The organism is Streptomyces sp. NPDC017225, assembly GCF_044331465.1.
Classification (GTDB): Bacteria; Actinomycetota; Actinomycetes; order Streptomycetales; family Streptomycetaceae; genus Streptomyces.
The window spans coordinates 509689-535063 of the sequence record NZ_JBIRNE010000003.1; the positions used below are offsets into that span (position 1 = coordinate 509689).

At 71.0% G+C, this 25375-nt stretch carries 25 protein-coding genes; 18 read left to right on the forward strand and 7 right to left on the reverse strand.

Going from position 1 to position 25375, the window contains the following annotated elements; translation table 11 throughout:
- Positions 1-36: 36 nt before the first annotated feature.
- The 5 genes from ACH4NX_RS09620 (at position 37) to ACH4NX_RS09640 (ending at position 4793) form a co-directional block, all read left to right on the forward strand.
- A complete protein-coding gene (locus ACH4NX_RS09620; RefSeq protein ID WP_351388257.1) occupies positions 37-1026 on the forward strand; it encodes an aldose epimerase family protein in 990 nt (329 codons plus the stop codon).
- Positions 1027-1349: 323 nt separating this feature from the next.
- A complete protein-coding gene (locus ACH4NX_RS09625; protein WP_398128470.1) occupies positions 1350-1979 on the forward strand; it encodes a hypothetical protein in 630 nt (209 codons plus the stop codon).
- A gap of 100 nt (positions 1980-2079) precedes the next feature.
- Positions 2080-2619, forward strand: coding sequence for a SigE family RNA polymerase sigma factor (locus ACH4NX_RS09630; RefSeq protein WP_398128471.1), 540 nt, complete (start codon positions 2080-2082; stop codon positions 2617-2619).
- Positions 2616-3332 carry a hypothetical protein gene (locus ACH4NX_RS09635; protein ID WP_351388248.1) on the forward strand — a complete coding sequence of 239 codons (717 nt, stop codon included), beginning with the start codon at positions 2616-2618 and terminating at the stop codon, positions 3330-3332. The genes ACH4NX_RS09630 and ACH4NX_RS09635 overlap by 4 nt, the downstream gene beginning before the upstream one ends.
- A 111-nt stretch (positions 3333-3443) precedes the next feature.
- Entirely contained in the window at positions 3444-4793 is a 1350-nt protein-coding gene (locus tag ACH4NX_RS09640) for a pyroglutamyl peptidase (RefSeq protein ID WP_398128472.1), read from the forward strand.
- Here ACH4NX_RS09640 and ACH4NX_RS09645 read toward each other — a convergent pair.
- The 3 genes from ACH4NX_RS09645 to ACH4NX_RS09655 form a co-directional block, all read right to left on the reverse strand.
- On the reverse strand, positions 4711-5589 hold the full coding sequence (locus tag ACH4NX_RS09645; RefSeq protein ID WP_398128473.1) for an EI24 domain-containing protein: 879 nt from the start codon (positions 5587-5589) through the stop codon (positions 4711-4713). The two genes, ACH4NX_RS09640 and ACH4NX_RS09645, sit on opposite strands and share 83 nt — an antisense overlap.
- Before the next feature lie 124 nt (positions 5590-5713).
- Entirely contained in the window at positions 5714-6133 is a 420-nt protein-coding gene (locus ACH4NX_RS09650; protein ID WP_351388240.1) for an organic hydroperoxide resistance protein, read from the reverse strand.
- 154 nt (positions 6134-6287) lie between these two features.
- A complete protein-coding gene (locus ACH4NX_RS09655; protein ID WP_398128474.1) occupies positions 6288-7310 on the reverse strand; it encodes an NADP-dependent oxidoreductase in 1023 nt (340 codons plus the stop codon).
- Positions 7311-7413: 103 nt separating this feature from the next.
- Here ACH4NX_RS09655 and ACH4NX_RS09660 point away from each other — a divergent pair, with 103 nt between their 5' ends.
- The gene (locus ACH4NX_RS09660; protein ID WP_351388235.1) at positions 7414-7854 is read left to right on the forward strand and encodes a MarR family transcriptional regulator; all 441 of its coding nucleotides are present in this window, start codon (positions 7414-7416) and stop codon (positions 7852-7854) included.
- A gap of 28 nt (positions 7855-7882) precedes the next feature.
- Here ACH4NX_RS09660 and ACH4NX_RS09665 read toward each other — a convergent pair whose 3' ends face one another.
- Positions 7883-8521, reverse strand: coding sequence for a hypothetical protein (locus tag ACH4NX_RS09665; RefSeq protein ID WP_398128475.1), 639 nt, complete (start codon positions 8519-8521; stop codon positions 7883-7885).
- A gap of 313 nt (positions 8522-8834) precedes the next feature.
- Here ACH4NX_RS09665 and ACH4NX_RS09670 point away from each other — a divergent pair, with 313 nt between their 5' ends.
- The 8 genes from ACH4NX_RS09670 (at position 8835) to ACH4NX_RS09705 (ending at position 19262) form a co-directional block, all read left to right on the forward strand.
- On the forward strand, positions 8835-10001 hold the full coding sequence (locus ACH4NX_RS09670; RefSeq protein WP_351388230.1) for a mandelate racemase/muconate lactonizing enzyme family protein: 1167 nt from the start codon (positions 8835-8837) through the stop codon (positions 9999-10001).
- Positions 9998-11002 carry an alcohol dehydrogenase catalytic domain-containing protein gene (locus tag ACH4NX_RS09675; protein ID WP_351388228.1) on the forward strand — a complete coding sequence of 335 codons (1005 nt, stop codon included), beginning with the start codon at positions 9998-10000 and terminating at the stop codon, positions 11000-11002. The genes ACH4NX_RS09670 and ACH4NX_RS09675 overlap by 4 nt, the downstream gene beginning before the upstream one ends.
- Positions 11003-11137: 135 nt before the next feature.
- Complete coding sequence (locus ACH4NX_RS09680; RefSeq protein ID WP_351388225.1) at positions 11138-12112, forward strand: hypothetical protein; 975 nt, start codon at positions 11138-11140, stop codon at positions 12110-12112.
- 176 nt (positions 12113-12288) lie between these two features.
- Complete coding sequence (chvE, locus tag ACH4NX_RS09685; RefSeq protein WP_279559218.1) at positions 12289-13398, forward strand: multiple monosaccharide ABC transporter substrate-binding protein; 1110 nt, start codon at positions 12289-12291, stop codon at positions 13396-13398.
- 31 nt (positions 13399-13429) lie between these two features.
- Entirely contained in the window at positions 13430-14989 is a 1560-nt protein-coding gene (gene mmsA, locus ACH4NX_RS09690) for a multiple monosaccharide ABC transporter ATP-binding protein (RefSeq protein WP_351388222.1), read from the forward strand.
- The gene (mmsB, locus tag ACH4NX_RS09695; RefSeq protein WP_279559220.1) at positions 14986-16230 is read left to right on the forward strand and encodes a multiple monosaccharide ABC transporter permease; all 1245 of its coding nucleotides are present in this window, start codon (positions 14986-14988) and stop codon (positions 16228-16230) included. Before mmsA ends, mmsB begins: the two co-directional genes overlap by 4 nt.
- Positions 16231-16296: 66 nt before the next feature.
- Positions 16297-17445 (forward strand): aldose epimerase family protein, encoded by a 1149-nt coding sequence (locus tag ACH4NX_RS09700; protein ID WP_398128476.1) that lies wholly within the window; start codon positions 16297-16299, stop codon positions 17443-17445.
- A gap of 110 nt (positions 17446-17555) precedes the next feature.
- Positions 17556-19262 carry a pyridoxal phosphate-dependent aminotransferase gene (locus tag ACH4NX_RS09705; protein WP_398128477.1) on the forward strand — a complete coding sequence of 569 codons (1707 nt, stop codon included), beginning with the start codon at positions 17556-17558 and terminating at the stop codon, positions 19260-19262.
- Between the two features lie 22 nt (positions 19263-19284).
- Here the strand turns inward: ACH4NX_RS09705 and ACH4NX_RS09710 are convergent, their stop codons facing one another.
- Positions 19285-20718: a family 43 glycosylhydrolase gene (locus ACH4NX_RS09710; protein ID WP_351388215.1), complete on the reverse strand. Its 1434-nt coding sequence runs from the start codon at positions 20716-20718 to the stop codon at positions 19285-19287.
- Positions 20700-21668 carry an arabinan endo-1,5-alpha-L-arabinosidase gene (locus ACH4NX_RS09715; protein ID WP_398128478.1) on the reverse strand — a complete coding sequence of 323 codons (969 nt, stop codon included), beginning with the start codon at positions 21666-21668 and terminating at the stop codon, positions 20700-20702. Before ACH4NX_RS09715 ends, ACH4NX_RS09710 begins: the two co-directional genes overlap by 19 nt.
- A 242-nt stretch (positions 21669-21910) precedes the next feature.
- Here ACH4NX_RS09715 and ACH4NX_RS09720 point away from each other — a divergent pair, with 242 nt between their 5' ends.
- Complete coding sequence (locus ACH4NX_RS09720) at positions 21911-23476, forward strand: substrate-binding domain-containing protein (RefSeq protein ID WP_351388210.1); 1566 nt, start codon at positions 21911-21913, stop codon at positions 23474-23476.
- Between the two features lie 7 nt (positions 23477-23483).
- Here ACH4NX_RS09720 and ACH4NX_RS09725 read toward each other — a convergent pair whose 3' ends face one another.
- Positions 23484-23954: an ATP-binding protein gene (locus ACH4NX_RS09725; RefSeq protein ID WP_351388208.1), complete on the reverse strand. Its 471-nt coding sequence runs from the start codon at positions 23952-23954 to the stop codon at positions 23484-23486.
- 107 nt (positions 23955-24061) lie between these two features.
- Here ACH4NX_RS09725 and ACH4NX_RS09730 point away from each other — a divergent pair, with 107 nt between their 5' ends.
- The 3 genes from ACH4NX_RS09730 to ACH4NX_RS09740 are packed head-to-tail and all read left to right on the forward strand — an operon-like array spanning position 24062 to position 25370.
- Complete coding sequence (locus ACH4NX_RS09730; protein ID WP_351388205.1) at positions 24062-24892, forward strand: helix-turn-helix transcriptional regulator; 831 nt, start codon at positions 24062-24064, stop codon at positions 24890-24892.
- A complete protein-coding gene (locus ACH4NX_RS09735; RefSeq protein ID WP_351388202.1) occupies positions 24889-25071 on the forward strand; it encodes a DUF397 domain-containing protein in 183 nt (60 codons plus the stop codon). The genes ACH4NX_RS09730 and ACH4NX_RS09735 overlap by 4 nt, the downstream gene beginning before the upstream one ends.
- Positions 25072-25073: 2 nt before the next feature.
- Entirely contained in the window at positions 25074-25370 is a 297-nt protein-coding gene (locus tag ACH4NX_RS09740) for a hypothetical protein (protein ID WP_351388200.1), read from the forward strand.
- Positions 25371-25375 lie beyond the last annotated feature (5 nt).

The window sequence follows — 25375 nt, forward strand, 5'->3', positions numbered from 1 at the left end:
CCGGCTCGGGCATGCCCGTGTCCTAGAGTTCCGCACATGAACGAACTCTTCGGCACACTTTCCGACGGCACCCCCGTTCACCGCTGGACCCTGGAGCGGGCCGGTGTACGGGTACGGGTCCTGTCCTACGGCGGGATCGTGCAGTCGGCCGAGGTCCCCAACCGGGACGGCGACACCGCCGACGTGGTGCTGGGGTTCGCCGACCTGGACGGCTATGTGGCGCACCCGGAGCCCTACTTCGGCGCGCTCGTCGGACGCTACGCCAACCGGATCGCGGGCGGCCGTTTCACGCTGGACGGGCGGACGTACGCGCTGGCGCTCAACAACGGGCCGAACTCGCTGCACGGCGGCGAGCGCGGCTTCGACAAGCGTGTGTGGGACGCGGCCCCCGCCGGGGACGGCGCGCGGCACGGCGTCCGGCTGAGCCGGGTCAGTCCGCACGGCGAGGAGGGCTTCCCGGGCCGGCTGGAGATGTCGGTGACCTACACGCTGGAGGAGTCGGGCGCGCTGCGGATCGTGTACGAGGCGGTCACGGACGCGCCGACCGTACTGAACCCGACGAACCACAGCTACTTCAATCTGGGCGGGACGGGCTCCGGGCACGTGGGCGGGCACGAACTGCGGCTGGCCGCCTCCCGGATCACGCCGGTCGATTCCGACCTGATCCCCACGGGTGGCCCGGAGGACGTGGCGGACACGCGCTTCGACTTCCGGCGGGCGCGGAAGGTCGGCGCGGGCTACGACCACAACTTCGTCCTGGACAAGGGCGTGACCGGCACCGCCGAGGAGGTGGCCGAGCTGTACGACCCGGCGTCGGGGCGCGTGCTGACGGTGGCGACGACCGAGCCCGGCATCCAGCTGTACACCGCCGACCATCTGGGCGAGCCCTTCGCGCCCGGTGACGGCGTCGCGCTGGAGACGCAGCACTTCCCCGACTCCCCGAACCGGCCGGAGTTCCCGAGCACGGTGCTGCGGCCGGGCGAGACGTTCCGTTCGGAGACGGTGTACGGCTTCTCGGTGCGGTAGGCCGGTGCGGTGGACCGGTGCGCTGGGCCGGTGCGGTGCTGAGCCCCGGCCCGGATGTCAGGTCCCGGGCCGGGGCTGTACGTGGGGGCCCGCCGTCGAGGAGCGACCCCGGTCCGACGGTAATCGTCGCGGTCGTGCGGTGGCCGTCGATCGGACGTCCGGTCCGGAGTTCGTACCAACCCTTCACAAACGCCCACGCCGGAGGCGGCCGTGACACCTTCCCGAAGAATCGCCGCGTCCTGACATAGCCGCCGGGCCTTCCCGCCGTCTGAGAGGTGTAACCAACCACCGATCGCACCGATCGACGGATCACCGGAGGACCCATGAGAACGAAGCGGCTTGTTCTGACCGCGATCGCGGCCATCGCCCTGACCGGCGCGGGCGGCACGGCAATCGCCGTGAACGGCGCCACCCGGCCCGCGGCGGCCGGGACCACGGCCACGGCCGCCGTCGAGGCGCGCGAGGCGGTGCCCGCGCGGGCACCCGCCCGTGCCTCCTCCGCCGACACCGACGGGCCGCGTGTCGTGCGGCCCTACCAGCCGGTGGAGATCGGCCAGGGCGCGAAGATGGGCCTCCTGCCGGAGGGCCGGCAGAACTACGTGGTGGCCTGGGACGACTACGCCGAGTCCGTCGAGCAGGCCAAGGGGTACGTCGGCGACAGCATCCGCCCCGACAGCCTCAGCGGCGGGCTGCACACCGAGGGGGACGACGCCCTCTACACGGGTGCCTTCCGCACGGACACGGTGCCGTCCCGCATCACCCTGCGCGTCGACGGAGCCACCGAGGTGGAGGCGGGCATGCTGCGCCTGCCCGGCGAGCCGGGCTGGGGCACGTACTACCACGACGCCGCGGGCGACGGCGCACCGCGGGAGTCCGTCGTCGTCACCGCGTACGGCCCGGACGGCTCGGTACTCGCCGACCTGACCTACCGGCCCTCCCCCGCGGGCCGCTGACGAACCGTCCGCCCGCGCAGGGGTGAGGCCCGCCGGCGTGCCGGTCGGGGGACAGCACGACGGCGGGCCCGTAACCGCCGACGGCAACACGAGGACTCGATTGAAGACGAGCACGGAGGCGGACTTCCAGGCGTTCGCGGTCAGCCGATGGCCCAGGATGCTCCGGTCCGCCCGCCTCCTGACAGGACACCACCACGACGCGGAGGACCTGGTACAGGCCGCCCTGGCGAAGGCGTACGTGAAGTGGGAACGCATCCAGCGCACCGACGACCCCGACTCCTATGTGTGGCGCATCATGATCAACGCGAATGTGGACCGGCTCCGCCGTGCCAAGGTCGGCGAGTGGCTGACCAACCGCTTCCCGGAACGGGCCGCCCCCGGCCACGACGACGCCGTCGCCGAACGCGGCGCGGTGCTGGACGCGCTCGCCCGGCTGTCGGCGAAGCAGCGCACCGTCGTCGTGCTGCGCTACCTGGAGGACCGCAGCGAGACCGAAGTGGCCCACCTGCTCGGCACCGGCGTCGGGACGGTGCGCAGCCACACCGCTCGCGCGCTGCGGAAACTCCGGGAGCAGTCGCTCGTGCCAGGACCGGACGCACTCGCCACGCACCGCAGGACGAAGGGGGACCGGCAGCCGTGAACGACGACCGGGAGCGGCTCGGTGAGCTGCTCCGCGAGGAGGCGGACCGGATTCCCGTGGGGGCGGCCCCCGTCGACGACGTACTGCGCAGGGGCCGGCGGAGCGCGCGCCGCCGCCGTAGGGCCGCGGTGGCCGCCGTGTCCACCGCGCTCACCGCGGTCACCGCCGTCACCGCGCTGCTGGTGCTGGGCCCGGCCACCTCGTCCACACCGGCCCCGGCCACCCCCGCCCCACCGGCGACGGCGCCGCCCCGCCCCACGCCGTCCCAGGAGCAGCCGGCCCCGCGGACGGTACGGCCCTACCGGTCCGTGGAGATCGGCCACGGGCTCAGCATGGCCCTGCTGCCCGACGGCCGGCAGAACTACGTCGTGGGCCCCGGCGACATCAGCGGGTCGGTCGAACAGGCGAAGCACGGCGTCGGTGACGACATCCGCCCCGACACCCTCAGTTCCGGCAAGAGCGTCGACGACACGTACGTCCTCTACCACGGAGCGTTCCGCATGGCCGCCCCACCGGCCAGGATCACCGTCGGACCCGAGTCCGGGCCGCGCCGCACCGCCGCCGTGCTGCGCCTGCCGGACGATCCGGGCTGGGGGACGTACTACGCCTTCGGGGACGTCGCGACGGCGGACGCGGGCTTCACCGTCACGGCGTACGACGCGAACGGCGACGTGCTGTTCGAGCAGCACCACGGGTCCGTCACCGCACCGTGAAGCCCGCCGGGAACGATTCCGGGTCCCCTCCGTAGCGCGTGCCCCTTCCGTCACGGGATACTGCCGCCGTCCGGCAGCGCACCCCACGGCGACGGAAGGACCTGGACTCCCTTGACACACACACGCGTTCGGATCGGCGTACTTGGGCTGGCCCTGGTGGCGGGGCTCGCGGCCCCGGTGACGGCCACCGCGGCACCACCGGCCACCGCACCCGCACCCGCGGCGGCGCCGACCGTCGAGGAGCGGCGGCTCGACGGGGACGTGCCCCAGGAGATCCTGCGGCGCTCCGGATTCGCCGCGGTGGCGCCGGTGTTCGCCCGCGGGCTCGGGCGGGCGGACTCCTACCGCGAGGCGCGCCGCGTCGTCGCGCGGGAGGGTTCCGCGCTGTGGCGGCGGGCCGTGGACCGGGCGCAGGGCCGCGGGCCGGACCGCGGGGACCTCAGCCGGGACGACGACCGGCCGCTGTACTGGGCGCGGCTCGGGATGGCCCGGGAACTGCGCGCCTGGGAGCCGGGCTTCGGGCTGACGGAGCGGCAGCGCGCCGCGTTGCTGGGGGAACTGGAGCGCGACTCGCGCGGCCAGAGCGACGTCCGCCTCCCCCAGGGCGGTGACGGCCGGACCGGAAAGGGCGTGAAGCGTGTCCTGCTCACCGGTTTCGACCCCTTCACCCTGGACCGGGACATCCGGATCTCCAACCCGTCCGGCGCCGCCGCGCTCGCCCTGGACGGCACGGTGATCGACACACCGGACGGGCCCGCCCGGGTGGAGACGGCCGTGTTCCCGGTGCGCTGGCAGGACTTCGGGCAAGGCGCGGTCGAGCGGGCGCTGCGGGCGTATCTGCCGAGGGTGGACCTGTTCACGACCGTGAGCCAGGGCCGGGCCGGGCGGTTCGACGTGGAGCGGACCAACGGGGCCTGGCGGGGCGGCTTCCCCGACAACGACAACGTCTCCCGCACGGAGACGGTCCCGGTCGCCGACCCGGCCTCGCAGCCGCAGTGGACGACGACCACGCTGCCGTACGAGGCGATCGCGGCCGCGGACACCGGGCGCTTTCCCGTGTACGACAACACGAGCGTGACCGAGATCCCGGCGGGAGGCACCGAGGCGGTCGTACGGCCGGGCGGGCCCACGCCCGGTTCGGCGGCTCGCGCGGGCGGCGGCGGGGACTACCTGTCCAACGAGATCGCCTACCGGGCGACCCTGCTGCGGGACCGGCTCGGGCTGCGCGGCTCGCTGCCGGGCGGGCACGTCCACACGCCGGTGCTGGAGTTCGGGGCCGGGAACACCGGTCCGGCGGCCGGGACGGTCACCGACCCCGCGTTCGTGCGGAACCGGCTGGACATCGTGGCGCAGGTGCGGGCGATCGTGGCCGTGGCGGTCAGTGCCTCGGAGCCGGACCGGACGGATCGAACGGACCGGACGGGCCGGAGGGATCGAACGGGCCGGGCGGACGGGAGCTGACCGCCGGGCCGGCGGGAGCGCCGGCGGAGCGGCCGTCGTCGCCGTCGCGGGTCTCCTCGCCCAGCAGTGCGCGGGCGAGGAGCGTGGCGCCGGCGACCGCGCCCGGCATCAGGAACACGGCGACGAAGGGCACCAGGAAGGACACGCCCAGGGGGGTGCCGAAGCCCCAGACCAGCATCTTGCGGGAGCGCAGGAGCGCGAGGCGCTCGCGCAGTTCGACCCCGCGGCGCTGGAGGGCGACGGAGGCCAGTTCCTCGGTGAGGAAGAAGCCGGTGACGAGGAAGCCGACCACCGGGACCACCGTCTGGCCGACGACCGGGATGAAACCGAGCGCGAAGAGCAGTACGCCCCAGACGGCGGCGCGGACGAGGATCCGGAGGCTGTCGCGGCCGGAGATCCACAGCTCGCGCATGAGCGGCAGGTCCGACTCGGGAGCGGTGCCGTCCGGGGAGACGTCGCGGTCCACCCGCTCGGAGAGGCTCTCGTAGAAGGGCTGGCCGACCAGCAGCGTGACCGCGGTGAAGGTGAGGACGGCCAGGAGCAGGGCGAGGGCGAACAGGACGGCGGTGAGGAAGCCGCGGAAGAGCCCGAGCCAGGGGCTCGACCAGTCGTCGGCGAAGGGGGTCGCCCAGGCGGTGAAGTCCGTGCCCCACATCGCCAGCGCGACCAGTGCGGCCGCGTACAGGACCAGTGTGATCAGGCCCGGGACGAGCCCGAAGCCGTAACTCTTGCCGTGCCGGGCCACCCAGCGCTGGCCCTTCAGGAGATGGCCGAATCCCGCCCCAAGATCACGCATGGGCGGAACTCTACCGGTCGGCGCCGGCACCCGGTGGGCCGCGGCCCCGGAGCCCCGGGGGCGCCCTGCCGGGCGGGGCGGCGCCCCGTGCTCGGGCGCCGCCCCGTACGCGTCCGAGCGCCGGTCAGACGAGCGTCACGGTGATGTTGCCGCGGGTCGCCTTCGAGTAGGGGCAGACCTGGTGGGCCTTCTCCACCAGCGACCGCGCGGTGTCGGCGTCCACCGACGGGATCTCCGCGGAGATCTCGACGATGATGCCGAACCCGTCGTCGTTCTTGCCGATGCCGACCTTCGCGGTGACGGTCGAACCGGTGATGTCGGCGCCCTCCTGGCGGGCCACGACGCCGAGGGCGCCCTGGAAGCAGGCGCTGTACCCGGCGGCGAACAGCTGCTCCGGGTTGGTGCCGGCGCCGTTGCCGCCCATCTCCTTGGGCGGGTTCACGACCACGTCGATCTTGCCGTCATCGGTGGCGACCCGCCCGTCGCGGCCGTTCTCGGCGGTGGCGACGGCGGTGTAGAGGACCTCGGACTGCTGTATGGGCATGCGGTTGTCTTCTCTCCTCGGTCCGCCGTGACTCGCGCCCACGATCACGACGGATTTCGGAAAGACGCTACCGCATGCCGGAAGTGCAGTGAAGGTCACTCCTCGGTACGCCGGCTCCGTGATGCGCGCCGGCTCCTCGGCCCGCGCCCGCTGCTCAGAGCTTGACGATCATCTTTCCGGTGTTGTCGCCGCGCAGGACGCCGAGGAAGGCCTCCAGGTTGTTGTCGATGCCCTCGACGACCGTCTCGCGGTACTTCAGCTTGCCGGAGGCGACCCAGGGGCCGACCTCCTGGACGAACCGGGGCTGGAGGTCGTAGTGGTCGCCGACCAGGAAGCCCTCGATGCGGCCGCGGGTCTGGATCAGGCGGGCGAGGTTCTTCGGGCCCGGGGCGGGCTCGGTGTTGTTGTAGACGGAGATCGCGCCGCAGATGGCGATGCGGCCGTCCCGGTTGAGGGAGCCGATGGCGGCCTCCAGGTGGTCGCCGCCCACGTTGTCGAAGTAGACGTCGACGCCGTCCGGAGCGGCGGCGCGCAGCTGCTCGCCCACCGGGCCCTCCTTGTAGTTGAAGGCGGCGTCGAAGCCGTACTCGTCGACGAGCAGCTTGACCTTCTCGTCCGAGCCGGCGGAGCCGATGACCCGGGAGGCGCCCTTGAGCTTGGCGATCTGGCCCACCTGGCTGCCGACGGCACCGGCCGCGCCGGAGACGAACACCGCGTCGCCCTCCTTGAAGGCGGCGGTGCGCAGCAGACCGGCGTAGGCCGTCAGCCCGGTCATGCCGAGCACGCCCAGGTACGTCGACAGCGGCGCCGCGTCCGGGTCCACCTTGACGGCGTTCTTCGCGTCCACCACGGCGCACTCGCGCCAGCCGAAGAAGTGCAGGACGTGGTCGCCGACGGCGACGCCCTCGGCGTTGGAGGCGACGACCTCGCCGACCGCGCCGCCCTGCATGGGCTTGCCCAGCTCGTAGGGGGCCACGTAGGACTTGGCGGCGCTCATGCGGCCGCGCATGTAGGGGTCGACGGAGACGTACAGGTTGCGCACCAGCACCTGGTCCTCACCCGGGGTGGGCAGCTCAGCCTCGACGAGGGCGAAGTCCTCGGGCTTGGGCCAGCCGACCGGACGGCTGAGCAGGTGCCATTCGCGGTTGACGTCGGGGAGGGCGGGGGAGTCGGTCATGGGGCACCTCTTCTTTTCGGGGCTTCCGAGAATGTTTCAGCCTATGAAACAACCATGCGACTGAACATTTCAGGTTGTCAAACAAATGGGTACCCTGGATTCCATGGCCAGACCACACGACACCCCACGCCGACCCGACGCTCTCACCCTGGAAGTCGTCGAGCTGATCGGCGAGGTCGTGGCCCGCTTCCACGCCGACTACGAGGAGGCCGCCGCGGAGCGCGCCCTGACCGGGGCGCAGGCCAAGCTGCTCAGCCTGCTCTCGCTGGAGCCGCTGCCGATGCGGAAGCTGGCACGCAAGCTGCGGTGCGAGCCGTCGAACGTCACCGGGATCGTGGACCGGCTGGAGGCGCGCGGGCTGGTCGAACGGCGCCCGGACCCCGGCGACCGCCGGGTGAAGGTCGCGGCGGCGACGGAGGAGGGGCGGCGGGTCGCGCGAGGGCTGCGGGAGTCGCTGCGGTTCGCGCGGGAGCCGCTGGCGGGGCTGTCGGAGGGCGAGCGGGTGGCTCTGCGGGACGCGTTGCGGACGATGCTGGGGGACTGAGCCGGAGGCGTTCCGGCGGCCACGTCGGCTACGCGCACCACCACAGGAAGCGGTCGCACGTCTCGGACGGGGCCGGGTCCGGTGACGTCGGCGGGGCCGGAGTCGTCGTCGGGGGAGGGTCGTCCGGGGCCGTGGAGGGCGGGTCCGGCGCGGGGGCCGTCCCGGACGCCGACACCGGCGGCGCCTCGGTCCCGTCCGGCGTCCTCGGCTCCTTCCCGTCCGACTCCGCGGACTGCGATGCCGACCCCGACGCCGACACCGTTGTCGAGGCGGAGGCGGAGGCGGAGGCGGAGACAGAGGCGGAGGCGTCGGAGGTCGGCGTGCCCGAGGCCGCGTCCGTGTTCGCACCCGACGCGGCGTCGGCCGGGGCCGTCGACGACTCCCCCACCTCCCGGCTCGCCCCGCCGTCCGTCGTCTCCCCGCCCGCCGTGGCCGGCTTCGCCGGCGAGCTTGGGGCGTCCGTGCCGAGTTCGGCGAGACTCAGTCCGCCGGCCGCCAGGACGAAGCCCGCGGTGACGAGGAGGGTCCGGCGGCGGCGTCGGCGATGCGCGGCGGCCTTGCGGTCGCGGCGGCCGGCCCGGCCGCCGGGCGGGACGTCGCCGGGGGCCTCGTCGGGCGCGTCCGCCTCGTCGGTCTCCTCCGGCGCCCGCTTCCCACCTTCCGTCAAGTGCGGTCCGGGCGGACCGGGTTGTTCGACCGGCGTACCGCACCCCGGGCAGGCGAGGGCGCCGTTGAGGTGCCGTCGGCACGGGTCGCAGTAGTCCATGACGCGGGAAGGTTAAGTTCCGCGACGGGCTCGTTCCTAGAGGCGGCTGTGAAGGTTGTGTAGGGAAGCGGCCGGGGCCCCTCCGCCCGTACTTTCAAAACTGCCGAAACCGTTATGTGTCCGACCCATTGACACTCCGACCGCCCCCTCCTTACTGTCACGCCAGCATTTCGAACGAGTGACGAAATATCGAACACAGCGAAGGGCAGCCGCCGTGCGCATCACCGGAATCAGCACACACGTGGTCGGGACGCCGTGGCGCAACCTGACCTACGTCCAGGTGCACACCGACGAGGGAATCACCGGAGTCGGCGAGACCCGGATGCTGGGGCACACCGATGCTCTCCTCGGCTATCTGAAGGAGGCCGAGGCCAACCACATTCTCGGTTCCGACCCGTTCGCTGTCGAGGACCTGGTCCGCCGCATGAAGTACGGCGACTACGGCCGCGCCGGCGAGATCGTGATGTCCGGTATCGCCGTCGTCGAGATGGCCTGCTGGGACATCAAGGGCAAGGCCCTCGGCGTCCCCGTCTGGCAGCTGCTGGGCGGCAGGGTCACCGACAAGGTGAAGGCGTACGCCAACGGGTGGTACACCACCGAGCGGACGCCGGAGGCGTACCACAAGGCCGCGCAGGGGGTCGTGGAGCGCGGGTACCGGGCGTTGAAGATCGACCCGTTCGGCACCGGGCACTTCGAACTGGACCAGCAGCAGACGAACTACGCCGTCTCGCTGATCGAGGCCGTGCGGGACGCCATCGGGCCCGACGCCGAGCTGATGCTGGAGATGCACGGCCGGTTCTCGCCCTCCACCGCCGTCCGGCTCGCGCGCGAACTCGCGCCCTTCAAGCCGGCCTGGCTGGAGGAGCCGGTCCCGCCGGAGAACCTCAAGGCGCTGCGGAAGGTCGCCGAGAAGGTCGACATCCCGGTCGCCACCGGCGAGCGCATCCACGACCGGATCGAGTTCCGGGAGCTGTTCGAGGACCAGTCGGTGGACATCATCCAGCCCGACGTCGGCCACATCGGCGGCATCTGGGAGACCCGCAAGCTCGCCGCCACCGCCGAGACCCACTACACGCTCGTGGCCCCGCACAACGTGGGCGGCCCGGTCCTGACCGCCGCCAGCCTCCAGGTCGGCTTCACCTCCCCGAACTTCAAGATCCTGGAGCACTTCAACGACTTCGCGGACGCGGAGATCAAGAAGGTCGTCAAGGGCGCCCCGCAGGTGAACCCGGAGGACGGCTGCTTCCACCTCTCCGACGCTCCCGGCCTCGGGGTCGAGCTGGACACCGACGCGGCGGCCGAGTTCCCGCAGCAGCAGGCGCGGTTCGACCTGTGGGCCGAGGGCTGGGAGCAGCGCAAGCCCAAGGGGACTCAGGAATGACCGGCGCGGTCGTCATCGAGGCACCGGGCGAGCACCGGCTCGTGCCGCACGAGCCGCGTGAGCCCGGTCCCGGCGAGGCGCTGGTGAGGGTGCACGCGGCCGGGATCTGCGGCAGCGACCGCGAGGTCTACCAGGGCAACCGGCCCGAGGGCTACGTGCGTTACCCGCTCACTCCCGGGCACGAGTGGTCCGGGACGGTGGAGCGGGTCGGCGCCGGGGTGCCCGCGTCGCTCGTCGGGCGCGGGGTCGTGGGCGAGGGGTTCCGCAACTGCCAGGTCTGCGACCGCTGTCACGCGGGCGACACGACGCTGTGCACGGCCGGGTACGAGGAGACGGGGTTCACCCAGCCGGGGGCCATGGCGCCCACGCTGACGCTGCCCGCCCGCCTCCTGCACGTCCTGCCCGACGGCGCCGACCTCACCGCCGCCGCCCTGCTGGAGCCGGCCGCCTGCATCGCCGCCGCCGCCCTCAAGGCGAACGCCCGCCCCGGTGAGCGGGTCGCCGTCGTCGGCACCGGGACGCTCGGCATGTTCGCCGTGCAGTTCCTGCGCGCCGCGTCCCCGGGCGAACTGCTGGTCGTCGGCACGCGCGGGGACCGGGAGGCGCTCTCGCGGCGGTACGGCGCGACCGACTTCCGGACGAAGGACCAGCCCCTCGCGGACGACTTCGACGTCGTCATCGAGACCGCTGGGTCCGCCGACGCCGCCCGCACCGCCGCCGGGCTGCTCCGCAGGGGCGGGCGGCTGGTGCTGACCGGTATCCCGGCGCCGGGGGCCGACGGGCTGGACCCGACCGACCTGGTCGTACGGCAGCTCGAGGTGCACACCGTCTTCGGGGCGCCGCCGGACGCGTGGGCGCACACGGTGCGGGTCTTCGCGGCCGGCCTGCTCGACCCGCGGCCGCTGGTGACGCACGAGCTGCCTCTCGCCCAGTTCCAGCAGGCCATCGAGTTGGTGGGATCCGGCGACCCGAAGGTCGGCAAGGTGCTGCTGCGTCCCTGACGCCCACCCCTGAGCCGTACGCCGGTACGGGGGCGACCTGACGGCCTCCGTACCGGCGTACATCCATCCGCACGGGCTCCTCCCCTGCCTGTAGCCGCGAACTTCGTCCGACATACCGAACACTAAGGACAGCTTGTGACCGACGCTTCCGCCGCCAAGGCCGCCGCACGCAGGCCCGGTGAGCAGGCGCTCACCGCCCTCGGCCTGGCCGCGCCCGCCCTCGACCCCGCCGACGCCTCGCCGCACTCCTTCCCGGGCGGCGGCCGCTGGCGCACCGAGATCCCCTCCTGCGAGGGTCCGGAGGCGCTGGGGGTGGTCCTGAAGGAGTCCTCACGGCTGGACGTGCCGATCCACCGGATCAGCCAGGGCAGCGGTGTCTGGATGCTGACCGACGCCGAGATCACCGAGATGGTCGAGGCCACCGCCGAACGCGACATCGAGCTCTGCCTGTTCACCGGACCGCGCGGCACCTGGGACATCGGCGGCTCCACCCGGACCGACTCGGGCGGCGCGGGTCTGCGGGCACGCGGCCACGACGCGGTCGCCGGATGCGTCGAAGACGCCGTCCGGGCCACGGAGCTGGGCGTCACGTGCCTGCTCGTCGCCGACGAGGGCGTGTTGTGGACGCTGCACCGGGCGCGTACGGCCGGCATCATCCCCGCCGGCACCACGCTCAAGCTGTCGGCGCTCGTCGGGCCGGTCAACCCGGCCTCGTACGCGGTGTACGAGCGGCTGGGCGCCGACTCCATCAACGTGCCCAGCGACCTGACGCCGGACCACCTGACCGAGATCAGACGGGTTTCGGCCGCGCCGATGGACATGTACATCGAGGCCCCCGACGACCTCGGCGGCTATGTGCGGATGTACGAGGTCGCCGAGCTGGTCCGGCGCGGCGCCCCGCTGTACCTGAAGTTCGGTCTCTCCAAGGCGCCCGGGATCTATCCGTACGGCCACCACCTGCGGGAACTGACGCTGACCACCGCCAAGGAGCGGGTGCGGCGCGGCCGGCTCGCCCTCGATCTGCTCGCGCGGCACGGGGCGGACGGGGACATGGCTCCGCTCGGCACCCGGCTGCCGGGCTCGCTCAACCGGTTCGAGATCTCGTCATAACGTTCCGGAAACTCCCTTCACAAAAGAAGACACAGCCGCGCACAATCCCACACACCTGCTCTCGGTCGTTCCACCCTCGGCTCCACCCTCGATTCCCACTCGGCTCCACCCTCAGCTTCTTGCGTGCCGGCACCACCACCCGACCGAGCCCTGCACCCACATCAAGGATGATGACCATGCGCAACCGCAGAGCCGCACTCGCCGCCGTAGCCTCCGCCGCCTCCCTCGCCCTCACCCTGACCGCCTGTGGCCAGAACAGCGAGGGCGGCAGCGAGGAGAACAAGGGCGGCGACGACGGCGCCACCATCGGCATCGCGATGCCCACCAAGTCCTCCGAGCGCTGGATCTCCGACGGCGCCAACGTAGAGAAGGAACTGAAGGCCAAGGGCTACGAGACCAAGCTCGTCTACGGCGAGGACGACCCGGACCAGCAGGTCTCCCAGATCGAGAACATGATCACGCAGGGCGTGGACGCCCTGGTCATCGCCGCGATCGACAACAAGTCCCTGGGCAACGTGCTCCAGCAGGCCAAGGACGCCGACATCCCGGTCATCTCCTACGACCGGCTGATCCTCGGCACGGAGAACGTCGACTACTACGCCTCGTTCGACAACGAGAAGGTCGGCGAGCTGCAGGGCACCTACATCGTGGACAAGCTCGGCCTGAAGGACGGCAAGAAGGGCCCCTTCAACATCGAGCTGTTCGCCGGCTCCAACGACGACAACAACACCGGGTACTTCTTCCGGGGCGCGATGAACGTCCTGAAGCCGTACATGGACAAGGGCGACCTGGTCGTCCGGTCCAAGCAGACCGACCTCAACCAGGTCACCACCCTGCGCTGGGACGGCGGCACCGCGCAGAAGCGCATGGACGACCTGCTCACCTCCAGCTACCGCAGCGCCCGGGTCGACGCGGTGCTCTCGCCCTACGACGGCATCTCCATCGGCATCCTGTCCGCCCTGAAGTCGGACGGCTACGGCTCGGGCAGCAAGCCCATGCCGGTCGTCACGGGCCAGGACGCGGAGGTCGCCTCGGTGAAGTCGATCATCGCGGGCCAGCAGACCCAGACCGTCTTCAAGGACCTGCGCGAACTCGCCAAGGTCGCCTCGAACATGGTCGAAGCCTCCCTCAACGACAAGAAGCCCGAGGTCAACGACACCAAGTCGTACGACAACGGTGCCAAGGTCGTCCCCGCCTACCTGCTGCAGCCGGTCAGCGTCGACAAGAGCAACTACGAGAAGGTCCTCATCGACGGCGGCACCTACTCCGCGGACGACCTCAAGTAACCGGGCCCCACAAGGATTGGAAGGCACGACCATGGCGGGACCCGTCCTGGAAATGCGCTCGATCGTCAAGACCTTTCCCGGTGTCAAAGCGCTGTCGGACGTCACGCTGACCGTCCGCCAGGGCGAGGTCCACGCCATCTGCGGCGAGAACGGCGCCGGCAAGTCGACCCTGATGAAGGTGCTCTCCGGCGTCCATCCGCACGGCAGCTACGAGGGGGACATCCTCTTCGAAGGCGAGACCTGCCGGTTCAAGGACATCCGGGCGAGCGAGCGGCACGGCATCGTGATCATCCACCAGGAGCTGGCGCTGGTGCCGTATCTGTCCATCGCGGAGAACATCTTCCTCGGCAACGAGCACGCCAAGCGCGGACTGATCAACTGGCACGACACCCTCAAGCACGCCACCGAACTGCTGCGCCAGGTCGGCCTCGACGAGCACCCGGAGACCCGGGTCGCCGACATCGGCGTGGGCAAGCAGCAGCTGGTGGAGATCGCCAAGGCGCTGTCGAAGAAGGTGAAGCTGCTCATCCTCGACGAGCCGACGGCGGCGCTCAACGACGAGGACAGCGGCAAGCTCCTCGACCTGATCCTCTCGCTGAAGGAACAGGGCATGACCTCGATCATCATCTCGCACAAGCTGAACGAGATCCGCCGGGTCGCCGACTCGGTCACGATCATCCGCGACGGGCATTCCATCGAGACGCTCGACGTGAAGGCGAAGGAGACGACCGAGGACCGGATCATCAGCGGGATGGTCGGCCGCGACCTGGAGAACCGCTTCCCGGAGCGGACCCCGCACCACCCCGAGGAGGGCTCCGCACCGGCCCTGGAGATCCGCAACTGGACCGTGCACCACCCCATCGACCAGCAGCGCAAGGTCGTCGACGATGTCTCGATCGAGGTGCGGCGCGGCGAGATCGTCGGCATCGCCGGGCTGATGGGCGCCGGCCGCACCGAACTGGCGATGAGCGTCTTCGGCCGCACCTACGGCCGGCACGCGGGCGGCACGGTCCTCAGGGACGGCAAGGAGATCCGTACGAAGACCGTCCCGGAGGCGGTGGGGCACGGCATCGCGTACGTCACCGAGGACCGCAAGCACTACGGCCTCAACCTCATCGACACCATCAACCGGAACATCTCGCTGACCGCGCTGGGCAAGGTCTCCAAACGGGGTGTGGTCGACGAGCACGGGGAACGCCAGGTCGCCGAGGACTTCCGCAAGTCCATGAACATCAAGGCGCCGACCGTCTTCGAGCCGGTGGGCAAGCTGTCCGGCGGCAACCAGCAGAAGGTCGTCCTCAGCAAGTGGATCTTCGCGGGTCCCGAGGTGCTGATCCTGGACGAGCCCACGCGCGGCATCGACGTGGGTGCCAAGTACGAGATCTACACGGTCATCGACCAGCTGGCGGCCCAGGGCAAGGCGGTCGTCTTCATCTCCTCCGAACTGCCGGAGCTGCTCGGCATGTGCGACCGGATCTACACGATGGCCGCCGGGCGGCTCACGGGTGAGTTCTCGCGGGCCGAGGCCTCGCAGGAAGCGCTGATGCGTCGTATGACGAAGGACAAGAAGGACAACGAGGTAACCCGATGAGCACGGACGTGACCGCCAAGACCCCGGCCCCCGCGCCGTCCGGCAGAGGCGGGTCGGCCTCCGGCGACGGCCTGCTGCGGCTGATGCTCGACGGCATGCGCCGCAACATGCGCCAGTACGGCATGCTGATGGCCCTCGGCCTGATCGTGGTGCTGTTCGCCGTCTGGTCCGACGGCGACCTGCTGCTGCCGCGCAACGTCTCCAACCTGGTGCTGCAGAACAGCTACATCCTGATCCTCGCGATCGGCATGATGCTCGTCATCATCGCGGGCCACATCGACCTCTCGGTCGGCTCACTGACCGCGTTCATCGGCTCGATGGCCGCCGTCCTGATGGTCAAGAACGATCTGCCCTGGCCGGTCGCGGTCATCCTGTGCCTGGCCATCGGCGCCCTCGCGGGATCCGTACAAGGGTTCTTCATCGCCTATCTCGGCATACCGTCGTTCATCGTGACGCTGGCGGGCATGCTGCTCTTCCGCGGTCTGACGGAGATCTTCCTGAAGGGCCAGACCCTCGGCCCGTTCCCCAAGGACCTGCAGAAGATCGCCAACGGCTTCCTGCCCGAAGTCGGCCCGAACACCAACTACCACAACCTCACCCTGCTGCTGGGCTTCGCCCTGATCGCCTTCGTGGTGTTCCAGGAGGTCCGCGACCGCAAGCGGCAGCTGGAGTTCGCCCTCGAGGTGCCCCCGGTCAAGCTGTTCGTGCTCAAGCTGGTCGCACTGGTCTCCGCCGTCCTCGTCGTCACGCTGCTGCTCGCCAGCTACAAGGGCGCCCCGGTCGTGCTGCTCATCCTGGGCGTGCTGGTCGTCGGGTTCGGCTACCTGATGCGCAACGCGATCATCGGCCGCCACATCTACGCCATCGGCGGCAACCTGCCCGCGGCCAAGCTGTCGGGCGTGAAGGACAAGAAGGTCACCTTCCTGGTCTTCCTGAACATGGGCATGCTCGCGGCCCTGGCGGGTCTGGTCTTCGCCGCCCGCTTCAACGCGGCCTCCCCCAAGGCCGGCCTCAACTTCGAGCTGGAGGCCATCGCCGCCTCGTTCATCGGCGGCGCGTCGATGAGCGGCGGCGTCGGCACGGTCCTCGGCGCGATCATCGGCGGTCTGGTCCTGGGCGTGCTGAACAACGGCATGAACCTCGTCGGCATCGGCACCGACTGGCAGCAGGTCATCAAGGGCGCGGTACTGCTGGCGGCGGTCGGGTTCGACGTGTGGAACAAGCGCAAGGTCGGTTCGTAACGGACTGGGGCCCCGCCGGCCAAGGCGGGGCCCGCTTCTTTTCACGGAAGTACAGGAGCCGCACACATGGAACTGAGCAGACGCACGGTCATCGCATCCGCCACCGCCGCGGGCATCGCCGCCGCGACGGCCGGCGGCACGGCACACGCCACGGGAGGCAGGAAGCCGGTGAAGGAGCTCTTCGGCAGGCTCGCCGACGGCACGAGGGTGTACCGCTGGTCGCTGGAGAACGGCGGCACGCGGATGAAGGTGCTGTCGTACGGCGGAGTCGTCCAGTCCCTGGAGGTCCCCGACCGCCGGGGCCGCTACGAGAACGTCTCCCTGGGCTTCGACAACCTCGACGACTACGTGGCCCGCAGCCCGCACTTCGGCGCCCTGATCGGCCGGTACGGCAACCGCATCGCCAAGGGCCGCTTCACCCTGGACGGCGAGGAGTACCAGCTCTCCGTCAACGACGGCGAGAACTCCCTGCACGGCGGCGCCCTGGGCTTCGACTACCGGGTGTGGGACGTCGAGCCGTTCGCCGGGGGCTCCGACGTCGGCCTGGTGCTGCACTACACCAGCGTCGACGGCGAGATGGGCTACCCGGGCACGCTCAGGGCGAAGGTGACGTACACCCTCACCCGGCGCGGCGAGTGGCGCATCGACTACGAGGCCACCACCGACAGGGCGACCGTCGTCAACCTCACCAGCCACGTCTACTGGAACCTGGCCGGCGAGGGCAGCGGCACGATCGAGGACCACGAGCTGTCGATCGCCGCGTCCCGCTACACGCCCACCGACGCGGGTCTCATCCCGACGGGCGAGCTGGCGCCGGTCTCCGGCACGCCCTTCGACTTCCGCCGCGCCAAGCCGATCGGCCGGGACATCCGGGACGCCCACCCGCAACTGGTCACCGCCAAGGGCTTCGACCACAACTGGGTCCTCGACAAGGGCGTCACCGGCCGCCCCGAGCCCGTCGCCACCCTGCGCGACCGCGCCTCGGGCCGCACCCTGCGCATCGCCACCGACCAGCCCGGTCTGCAGTTCTACTCGGGCAACTTCCTCGACGGCACCCTGACCGGCACCGGCGGCTCCCTCTACCGGCAGGGCGACGCCCTGTGCCTGGAGACACAGCACTTCCCGGACTCGCCGAACCAGCCGTCGTTCCCCCCGACCGTGCTGCGGCCGGGACAGACGTACCGGACGACGACGGTGCACTCGTTCGACGCGTGAGCCCGTGAGGACACACTTCCTTCACACGCGTTGAACGCCACCGGATCCTCCTCCGTATGCAAGGGCGGCCCGCGCTCCCCCGCGCGGGCCGCCCACAGACGGAGGTCCACTTGTCCGGCAACGTCACCTCGTTGTTCCGCGGCACCGCGGCGCACAGCCCGTCGATGGCGGCGCTGACGCGGGAGAGCGGCGGGACGGCGGGCGCCGGGCCGGTGGACTTCTGCATCCCGTGCAACCCGTACTTCCCCACCCCGGCGATGTTCGACGAGATGGCCGGCCGGCTGCGCGAGATCATCACGTACTACCCGAGCAGCGCCGACACCATCACCGCCGAACTGTGCGGCCTGCTCCAACTTCCGCCGCAGTGCGTGGCGATGGGCAACGGCTCCACGGAGCTGATCACCTGGATCGACCACCTGCTGGTCCGGGAGTCCCTCGCCGTCCCCGTCCCCACCTTCGGCCGCTGGACCGACCAGCCCGTGGAGACCGGCAAGCGGGTCGACATGTTCCCGCTCCAGGAGGCCGGCGGCTTCGCCCTCGACCTCGCGCGGTACGCCGAGTTCGTGCGGGCCCGGGGGTCGCGGGCGGTGGTGGTCTGCAACCCCAACAATCCCGACGGCGGCTATCTGCACAAGCAGGCGCTGGTGCGGTTCCTGGACGCGATGGCCGACCGGGACCTGGTCGTGATCGACGAGTCCTTCCTGGAGTTCGCCGACGCGGAGGCCGAGCCCAGCGTGGTCGAGGAGGCGGTGCTGCGGCCCAACGTCGTCGTGCTGCGCAGTCTCGGCAAGAACTTCGGCCTGCACGGCGTCCGCTTCGGCTACCTCGTCGCCACTCCGCAGCTGGCGGGCCGGGTGCGCGCCATGCTCCCCAAGTGGAACATCAACTCCCTGGCCGAGCACGTGGTGTTCATGCTGCGCGACCACGGCGCCGAGTACGCGCGGAGCCTGCACCAGGTCCGCCGCGACCGCCTGGAGATGGCCGGTCAGCTGTCCGCGCTGCCCGGTCTGACCGTCTATCCCTCGCAGGGCAACTTCCTCTTCGTCCGCCTCCCCGTGGGCGCCGAGGGCACCGTCGTCCGGGACCGGATGCTCACCGAGCACCGGATCCTGGTCCGTGAATGCGGCAACAAGATCGGTTCGTCCAGCCGCTTCCTGCGTCTCGTGGTGCGCCCCCAGGCCGACGTGCGTCGCCTGGTGTCCGGCCTGGCACAGGTGCTGTACGGGGCCAGGAGGGGAGCCGCCGTGCCCGAGCCCGCTCCAGGGACCGGCTACAGCTCGGGCACGGCGGCCGTGGACCGCCTGATGAGCGAGACCAACGGGGCCGGTTTGCGGGGGCTCGCCGCTCAGGGGGCCGGTACCGGTGTCCCGGGGCTCGCCGCCGCTCCGGCCGCCGACGGCGGCATGCCGCTCCCCGCCGCGGTGCCCGTCGCCCCGGCGGCGGCCGCCGTCGGCCCGATGTCCGGGCCGGTGCCGACGGCACCGCCACAGGTCCCGCAACCGGCTCCGGTCCCCCAGCCGGCTCCGGTCCCCCACCCGGCGCCGTATCCCGGACCGGTGCCGGTCCCCCACCCGGCACCGGTCCAGCAGCCCATGCCCGCTCCGGCCCCTGTTCCCACTCCGGCCCCGGTTCCGGATGCCGCGGTGGCTCACTACCCGGTGGTGACCACCGACCCCACCCCGCCCGGCGTCCCGGCCCGCGGTGGCCTCACGGCCGCGCAGGTCCGGGGCACCAACGGCCTGGAGGCGGTCCCTGCGACGGGCCGGCCGGGAGCGCAGAGCTGGCCGAACGCGGCGGGCATGGGCCGGACGGGGTGAAGGTGAGGGTGCGGACGCTGCTTCAGGCCGGGTTCAGCCGCCACTGCTGACACGCGTTGTTCAGCCACGTCCACTGCCGTACATCGGCGGAGTCGGCCGTGGAGCAGTCGGCGACGTCGGCGACCTTGCCGGTGGCCTGGTTGACGATCCGGACGTGACCGCTGTCCGTGGCGAGGAACCGGAACCGCTGACAGGTGTTGTCCAGCCAGGACCACTGCCGCAGATCGGCCCCGTCGGCGGCCGAGCAGTCGGCGGTGTCCAGCACCTTCCCGGTGGCCACGTTGACCAGCCGGTGGGTGTCGTCCCCGAGGTCCTCCAGACGCCAGCGCTGGTTGGCGCCGCCGTTGCAGGAATACTGCGCCACGTCGGCCCCGTCCGTCGGAGAGCTCCCGGCCACGTCCAGACACTTGCCGCTGTTGCGGTTGGTGACCGTGTACGTCGTCGAGACGACCGACGGCTCGCCCGAGGGTCCGGACATGCCCGCCCCGAGCCGGACCGGGGTGCCGAGGTTCGGGGTGCCGTCGCCGTTCCAGGTGAACTTCTGGGCCCGCGCCGTACGCCCGTTGTCGCAGCCGTCCGAGGCGGCGTCGTTGGCGTGGTAGACGATCCAGCTCTCGGAGCCGTCCGGCGAGGTGAAGAAACCGTTGTGACCGGGCCCGTAGACGCCGTTGCCGTCACTGCGCTGGAACAGTGCCGTCGGCTTCTTCGTCCAGGAGGACGCGGACGCCGGATCGGATCCGGTCAGTTCCAGCTGCCCCAGCTTGTAGTCGGGGGTCCAGCAGCCGCTGGCGGAGTAGACGAGGAACGTCCTGCCACCCCGTTGGAGGATCTCCGGCCCCTCGTTGACCGGTGCGCCCGAGCGTTCCCAGTCGTACGTCGGTGTGGAGACCGTGCTGAAGGAGGAGGCCACCGTGTACGGGTTCGACATCCGGGCGGCGACGATGTTCTGGGTCCCGCTGTGCGTGCTGCCGAAGAGGTACAGCCGACCGTTGATCGTCGCAACCGTGGGGTCGAGCATCCAGGCGGGATTGAGCTGTCCCCGGTAGGTGTACGGCCCCATGGGGTCGGACCCGGCGCTCTCCAGGACGTGGCTGCGCTGGGTCGGGTTGTAGTCGGAGACGTTCTGCCCGGCGACGTAGTACAGGTACCAGCGACCGTTCAGGTAGTGCAGCTCGGGCGCCCAGATGTTGCAGCACCGGGACGCCGCGTCGCCCTGCCACACCTGCACGCTGGGCGCGGTGGCGAGCCCACCGAGGGTGGGCGACCTGCGGACGGTGATGACGTCGGTCCAGCTCGTCGACACCATGTAGTAGTTGCCGCTGTGGTAGGTGATCCAGGGGTCGGCGCCCTTCTGGGTCTTGACCGGGTTGGTGAAGGTGGCCGCGCTCGCGGAGGACTGCCCGAGCGAGAGGGCGAGCAGCAGGGCGGCCAGCAGGGTCAGTAGGCGACGGGCCATCCGCTGCTCCAGTTCAGGAGGTTGATGCCCAGTTTGGGTGTGCCGTTGTCGTTGCCGTCGTAGTAGTGGTAGACGATCAGGTCGCCGTCGACGTCGTTCATGATCGACTGGCCGCCGGGGCCGATGACGCTGCCGTGCGACTCGAGCACGGGCGTGCCGCCGTTGTTCATCATCGAGACGCCGTCGCGGTCGCGGTAGGGCCCGGTCACGCTGGTCGCCCGGCCGACCTTGACCTTGTAGGTGGAGCTGGTGCCGGCGCAGCAGGTGTCGTACGAGGCGAAGAGGTAGTAGTACCCGTTCCGCTTGACGATGTACGGGGCCTCGACGGCCTTGGTGCCGGACGGCCGGGAGGCGAGGGAGCGGCGGGCGGTGTCGGAGGCGAGCTGCTTGCCGGTGGACGGGTCGATCCGGATCATCTTGATGCCTGTCCACCAGCTGCCGAAGGAGAGCCACCACTTGCCGTCGTCGTCGACGAAGAGGTTGGGGTCGATGGCGTTGTAGTCGCTGGAGGAGCCGGAGGTGTAGACGATGCCGTAGTCGCTCCAGCTGCCCGGCTGTCCGGTGGCGGAGCCGGCGAGCCCGATGGCGGAGGTGTTGGAGCCGAACTTCGAGACGGAGTAGTACATCAGGTACTTGCCGCCGTGGTACGAGATGTCGGGCGCCCAGGCCTCCGGGACGGAGGAGTAGCGCGACCACCAGCCCGGCCGGGAGCCGAAGGCGTCCGCGCCCGCGGAGAAGGCGGTGCGGTCGGAGGACGTCTTGCTGCTGATGCCGCCGCCGGTGGCGTAGAGCTGGTACTGCCCGGACGAGGTGCGGATCATCGTCGGGTCGTGGGTGACGACGGAGCCGGTGACCCGGCCGGGGTTGGGGTAGGCCGACGCCGTGGTGGGGAGGAGGGCGAGCAGGGCAGCGGTGGGGAGAGCGAGGAGTGCGGTTCTCTTGCGACTCACGGGGGACGCTCCTGTTCTGTATCTCGAACAACGATCGTCTTGTCGGACGGGAACGTAGGATCGAACCGCACGCGCGTCAATGGCCCGCGCGACAACGGCAACCAACGTCCGGAAAACACCACGTTCCGCAGGTGACGCACCGGTGAACTCCTGACGGCCGGTCAGCGCACTCCCGATTGGCCACTCCGCGCCCCGGACAACATGGCCTCCCCATCCACTGAGCCGGAAGTCGGGAGTCGGTTGTGAACGGTTTTCCGTGGGAGTCGGTGATCGCCGTTCTCGGCCTCGCCGTGCCCGTGATCGCCGCCCTGTGGGAGTTCTTCCTCGCGGGCCGCAAACGGCTCGGTTACCGGGTCCAGATGGACACCAGCGCCCGGGACTCGGCCACTTCCTCCGGACCGGAGGCCGGGGTGCTCCAGCGCATGCAGTGGGACGGCGCCCACCTGCGCGACCCGTCCGTCGCCCTGCTGCGCATCGAGAACGTGGGCTGGACCCCGATAGTCGAGGAGGACTACGTGGCCCCCGCCAACGACGCGGTGGGCATCCGCGTGAAGTTCCCGGGCCGCCGCGTGGTCGGTATGGTCGTGACGGAGTGCAGCCACACCGTGCTGCGTGACTTCTTCACACCGGGGACGTCGGGCTTCGGGGCCTCGGACGGCGTCATCAGACTGCCCAAGGTGAAGCTCAACCGCCGGTCCCACTACAAGGTGCTGGCGGTCCTGGACCGCGTCCCGGACTTCACCGAGACCGACTTCCCCGACCCGGAGGTCACCGCGGGCATCGTCGGCGGGGTGCGCGGCGGGACCATCAAGAGGACCGAGTACTACCCCTTCGCGTCCCGGCCGGTCCGCTGGCTGCTCGCCGTGCTCGTCCTGGTGAGCGTCGCCCAGTCCGTGTCCACGTTCGCCCGGGGCGAGGACGCCGTGGCCGCGCCGCTGGACTGCGCCGAGGGGACGCTGCACCTGACGGGCTCCACGGCGTTCAAACCGGTCCTGGAGCAGGCCGCCGAGCAGTACGTGAAGACCTGCCCCGGCGCGCGAATACCCCTGTCCGACAGTCAGTTCGAGGGCAGTGTCCCGGGGCTGGACGCACTCACCACGGCCGGGGACAAGGAGAAGCCGAAGGGCGACGAAGGGCTCGGCGACCGGCTGACGTTCAGCGACGGCCCCAAGTCCCCCGGCCGCACCCGGCTCCTGCCCCGCACCGTCGCCCTGTCCCTGTTCACCCTGGTCGTGAACAAGGACACCGGGGTCCAGGACCTGTCCCTGAGCCAGGTCCGGGACATCTACGCCGGGAAGATCACCAACTGGGAGCAGGTGAACGGCGAGGACCTGCCCGTCCAGCTCGTCGGCCGCCATCCGGGCTCCGGCACCCGCACCGCCCTCCAGCGGCAGGTCCTGGACGACGCCCCCCTGCCGGCGGTCACGACGAGCGACTGCCGGAGCCTGGACACCGGCCGGCCCGGCCGCTGCGAGGTCGGCAAGACCCAGATCCTGCTGGACACCGTCACCTCGACCCCCGGTGCCCTCGGCTACAGCGAGGTCGGCCTCGCCGACGCCCACAAGGACGTACGGCAGGTCCGCATCGACGGCTACCCCGCGACGCTGGAGGGCGCCGACCAGGGCGCGTACCCCTATTGGGAGACGGAGATCGCCTATACCTACGGCGAACCCCCGGCGGACTCGATCGCCGCGGGCTTCCTGCGCTACCTCGCCAACGAGGTCGGCAAGGACATCATCCGCGCCGAGGGCCACCGTCCCTGCTCCGAACTGGACAAGCCGCTGGTGTGCCGGCCGAGCGGGTCGTGACCTTTGGTCAGCCGGCACCGAGCGCCCGGACGAGCGACAACCAGCCCGGCACGTCGACCTCCGCCCGCACGGTCTTGGCGGGCGGCTCGCGGTCCAGCACCTCCCAGCGGTCGGCGAACGCGTCGACCAACGCCAGGCCGCGGCCGTGCTCGTCGAGCGGGCCCGGCTGCCGCAGGCTTGGCCGGGGCGGTCCACTGCGGGTGTCGGTGACCTCGATCCGGACGCTGCCCGGCACGAGGGAGAGCCGCAGCTCGAAGTCGCGGCCGGCCACCCGGCCGTGGGTCACGGCGTTGGCCGCCAGTTCGGCGACGATCACGGCGACCGCGTCGGAGACGTCCGTGCCGTGCGGGACGCCCCAGTCGTGCAGCTGGGCGAGGGCGAGACGCCGGGCCAGTCGCGCGCCTCGCGGGGTGGAGCTGAGACGCTGGGAGAACGCACGTACGGTAGTCGGTCCCTGGCGTGCGGGGGGTGCTGTCATGCGCCCAATCTGACGCCCGGCGGGCGCTCTTCTCCAGGTGGACGCCGCGTACGCTGCGACGGAGTACATGGTCACGGACTGGACAGTACGGGTCACCGCCCGTGACCATGACCGGGGAGGTGGCGACAGTGGTCGATGAGTCGTCGGACAGCCTGCGGACGTTCGGGGCGGTGGTCCAGGGGCTGCGGGAGCACGCGGGGCTGAGCCGGGAGGAGTTCGGGGAACTGGTGCGCTTCTCCAAACACACGGTGGCCTCGGTCGAGCTGGGCAGGCGGATGCCGGATCCCGCGTTCGTGGAGCGCGCGGAGGAGGCCCTGGGGAGGACGGGGGCGCTGCGGAGGGCGGCGACCCATCTGGTGCGGCAGCCGGGGCTGGCGGCGTGGTTTCGGCGGTGGGCTCAGCTGGAGACCGTGGCCATCACGCTTTACACGTACGAGTGCCGGATGATTCCGGGTTTGTTGCAGACGGAGGCGTATGCGAATGCTCTGTTCGCCGCGCAGCTGCCGCCGCTGGACGACGCGGAGATCGAGGCTCGGTGGGCCGCGCGGACCGATCGACAGAGGTTGCTGCGAGAGCGTCCGCGCACGGCCTTCAGCTTCATCCTGGAGGAGCACCTGTTCCTGCGTCGGACTGGTGGAGAGGAGGCGACGAGGAGGCTCATCGAGCACCTGCTGGAAGTCGCGCGACTACGCAACGTCGACCTCCAGATCATGCCTATGACGCGCGAGGCGCACTCCGGGATCGCGGGCCCCATGCAGTTGCTGGAAACGCCCGAGAACCGGTGGTTCGCCTACAACGAGGGCCAGCGAGGCGGTCTGTTCGTCAGCGACCCGAAGGAGATCAGCGTCCTTCAGAAGCGGTATGCGAGTATGCGTTCGCAGGCTCTCACCGTTCCGGACTCCGTGAGCCTGTTGCAGCGGATGCGAGGAGACCTATGAGCACCGGCGAACTGGTCTGGTTCAAGTCGAGCTACAGCAGCAGCGGCGACGGCGACTGCGTAGAGATAGCCACCCGCCCCCACACCGTCCACGTCCGCGACTCCAAGGACGCCCAGGGCCCCCAGCTCCGTCTCTCCCCCGCCGTCTGGACCGACTTCCTCACCTACGCCACGAAGTGACCGTGGGCCGGCGAATCGTCGTCGCCGTGTGGACGGGGCTGTGTCTGGCCGGCCTCGTCGCCACCGCCGCTCTCGACGCCGGGCCGTCCCCGGAGGAGTCCGGGTGGTACCCCGCCGAGGAGCCGACGCCGGGGCAGGCGCAGAAGCAGAGGGAGACGTACACCGTCGTCTGCCACGAGATCGCGGACCGCGTCGAGCAGAGCCGCGCCGAGGCCGGGCGGGCAGGGCGGATCCCGGCCGACGTGGCGGTACCCCGCGAGTGCGCGGACGAGATCGAGGAGCGCGGGCCGTCCCACTGACGCCG

Excerpts from the sequence above, each read along its gene's own strand:
- ACH4NX_RS09620 (WP_351388257.1), top strand. The coding sequence starts at position 37 with ATGAACGAACTCTTCGGCACACTTTCCGACGGCACCCCCGTTCACCGC.
- ACH4NX_RS09625 (WP_398128470.1), top strand. The coding sequence starts at position 1,350 with ATGAGAACGAAGCGGCTTGTTCTGACCGCGATCGCGGCCATCGCCCTG.
- ACH4NX_RS09645 (WP_398128473.1), bottom strand. The coding sequence starts at position 5,589 with ATGCGTGATCTTGGGGCGGGATTCGGCCATCTCCTGAAGGGCCAGCGC.
- ACH4NX_RS09650 (WP_351388240.1), bottom strand. The coding sequence starts at position 6,133 with ATGCCCATACAGCAGTCCGAGGTCCTCTACACCGCCGTCGCCACCGCC.
- ACH4NX_RS09655 (WP_398128474.1), bottom strand. The coding sequence starts at position 7,310 with ATGACCGACTCCCCCGCCCTCCCCGACGTCAACCGCGAATGGCACCTG.
- ACH4NX_RS09660 (WP_351388235.1), top strand. The coding sequence starts at position 7,414 with ATGGCCAGACCACACGACACCCCACGCCGACCCGACGCTCTCACCCTG.
- ACH4NX_RS09675 (WP_351388228.1), top strand. The coding sequence starts at position 9,998 with ATGACCGGCGCGGTCGTCATCGAGGCACCGGGCGAGCACCGGCTCGTG.
- chvE (WP_279559218.1), top strand. The coding sequence starts at position 12,289 with ATGCGCAACCGCAGAGCCGCACTCGCCGCCGTAGCCTCCGCCGCCTCC.
- mmsA (WP_351388222.1), top strand. The coding sequence starts at position 13,430 with ATGGCGGGACCCGTCCTGGAAATGCGCTCGATCGTCAAGACCTTTCCC.
- mmsB (WP_279559220.1), top strand. The coding sequence starts at position 14,986 with ATGAGCACGGACGTGACCGCCAAGACCCCGGCCCCCGCGCCGTCCGGC.
- ACH4NX_RS09700 (WP_398128476.1), top strand. The coding sequence starts at position 16,297 with ATGGAACTGAGCAGACGCACGGTCATCGCATCCGCCACCGCCGCGGGC.
- ACH4NX_RS09710 (WP_351388215.1), bottom strand. The coding sequence starts at position 20,718 with ATGGCCCGTCGCCTACTGACCCTGCTGGCCGCCCTGCTGCTCGCCCTC.
- ACH4NX_RS09725 (WP_351388208.1), bottom strand. The coding sequence starts at position 23,954 with ATGACAGCACCCCCCGCACGCCAGGGACCGACTACCGTACGTGCGTTC.
- ACH4NX_RS09730 (WP_351388205.1), top strand. The coding sequence starts at position 24,062 with ATGACCGGGGAGGTGGCGACAGTGGTCGATGAGTCGTCGGACAGCCTG.
- ACH4NX_RS09735 (WP_351388202.1), top strand. The coding sequence starts at position 24,889 with ATGAGCACCGGCGAACTGGTCTGGTTCAAGTCGAGCTACAGCAGCAGC.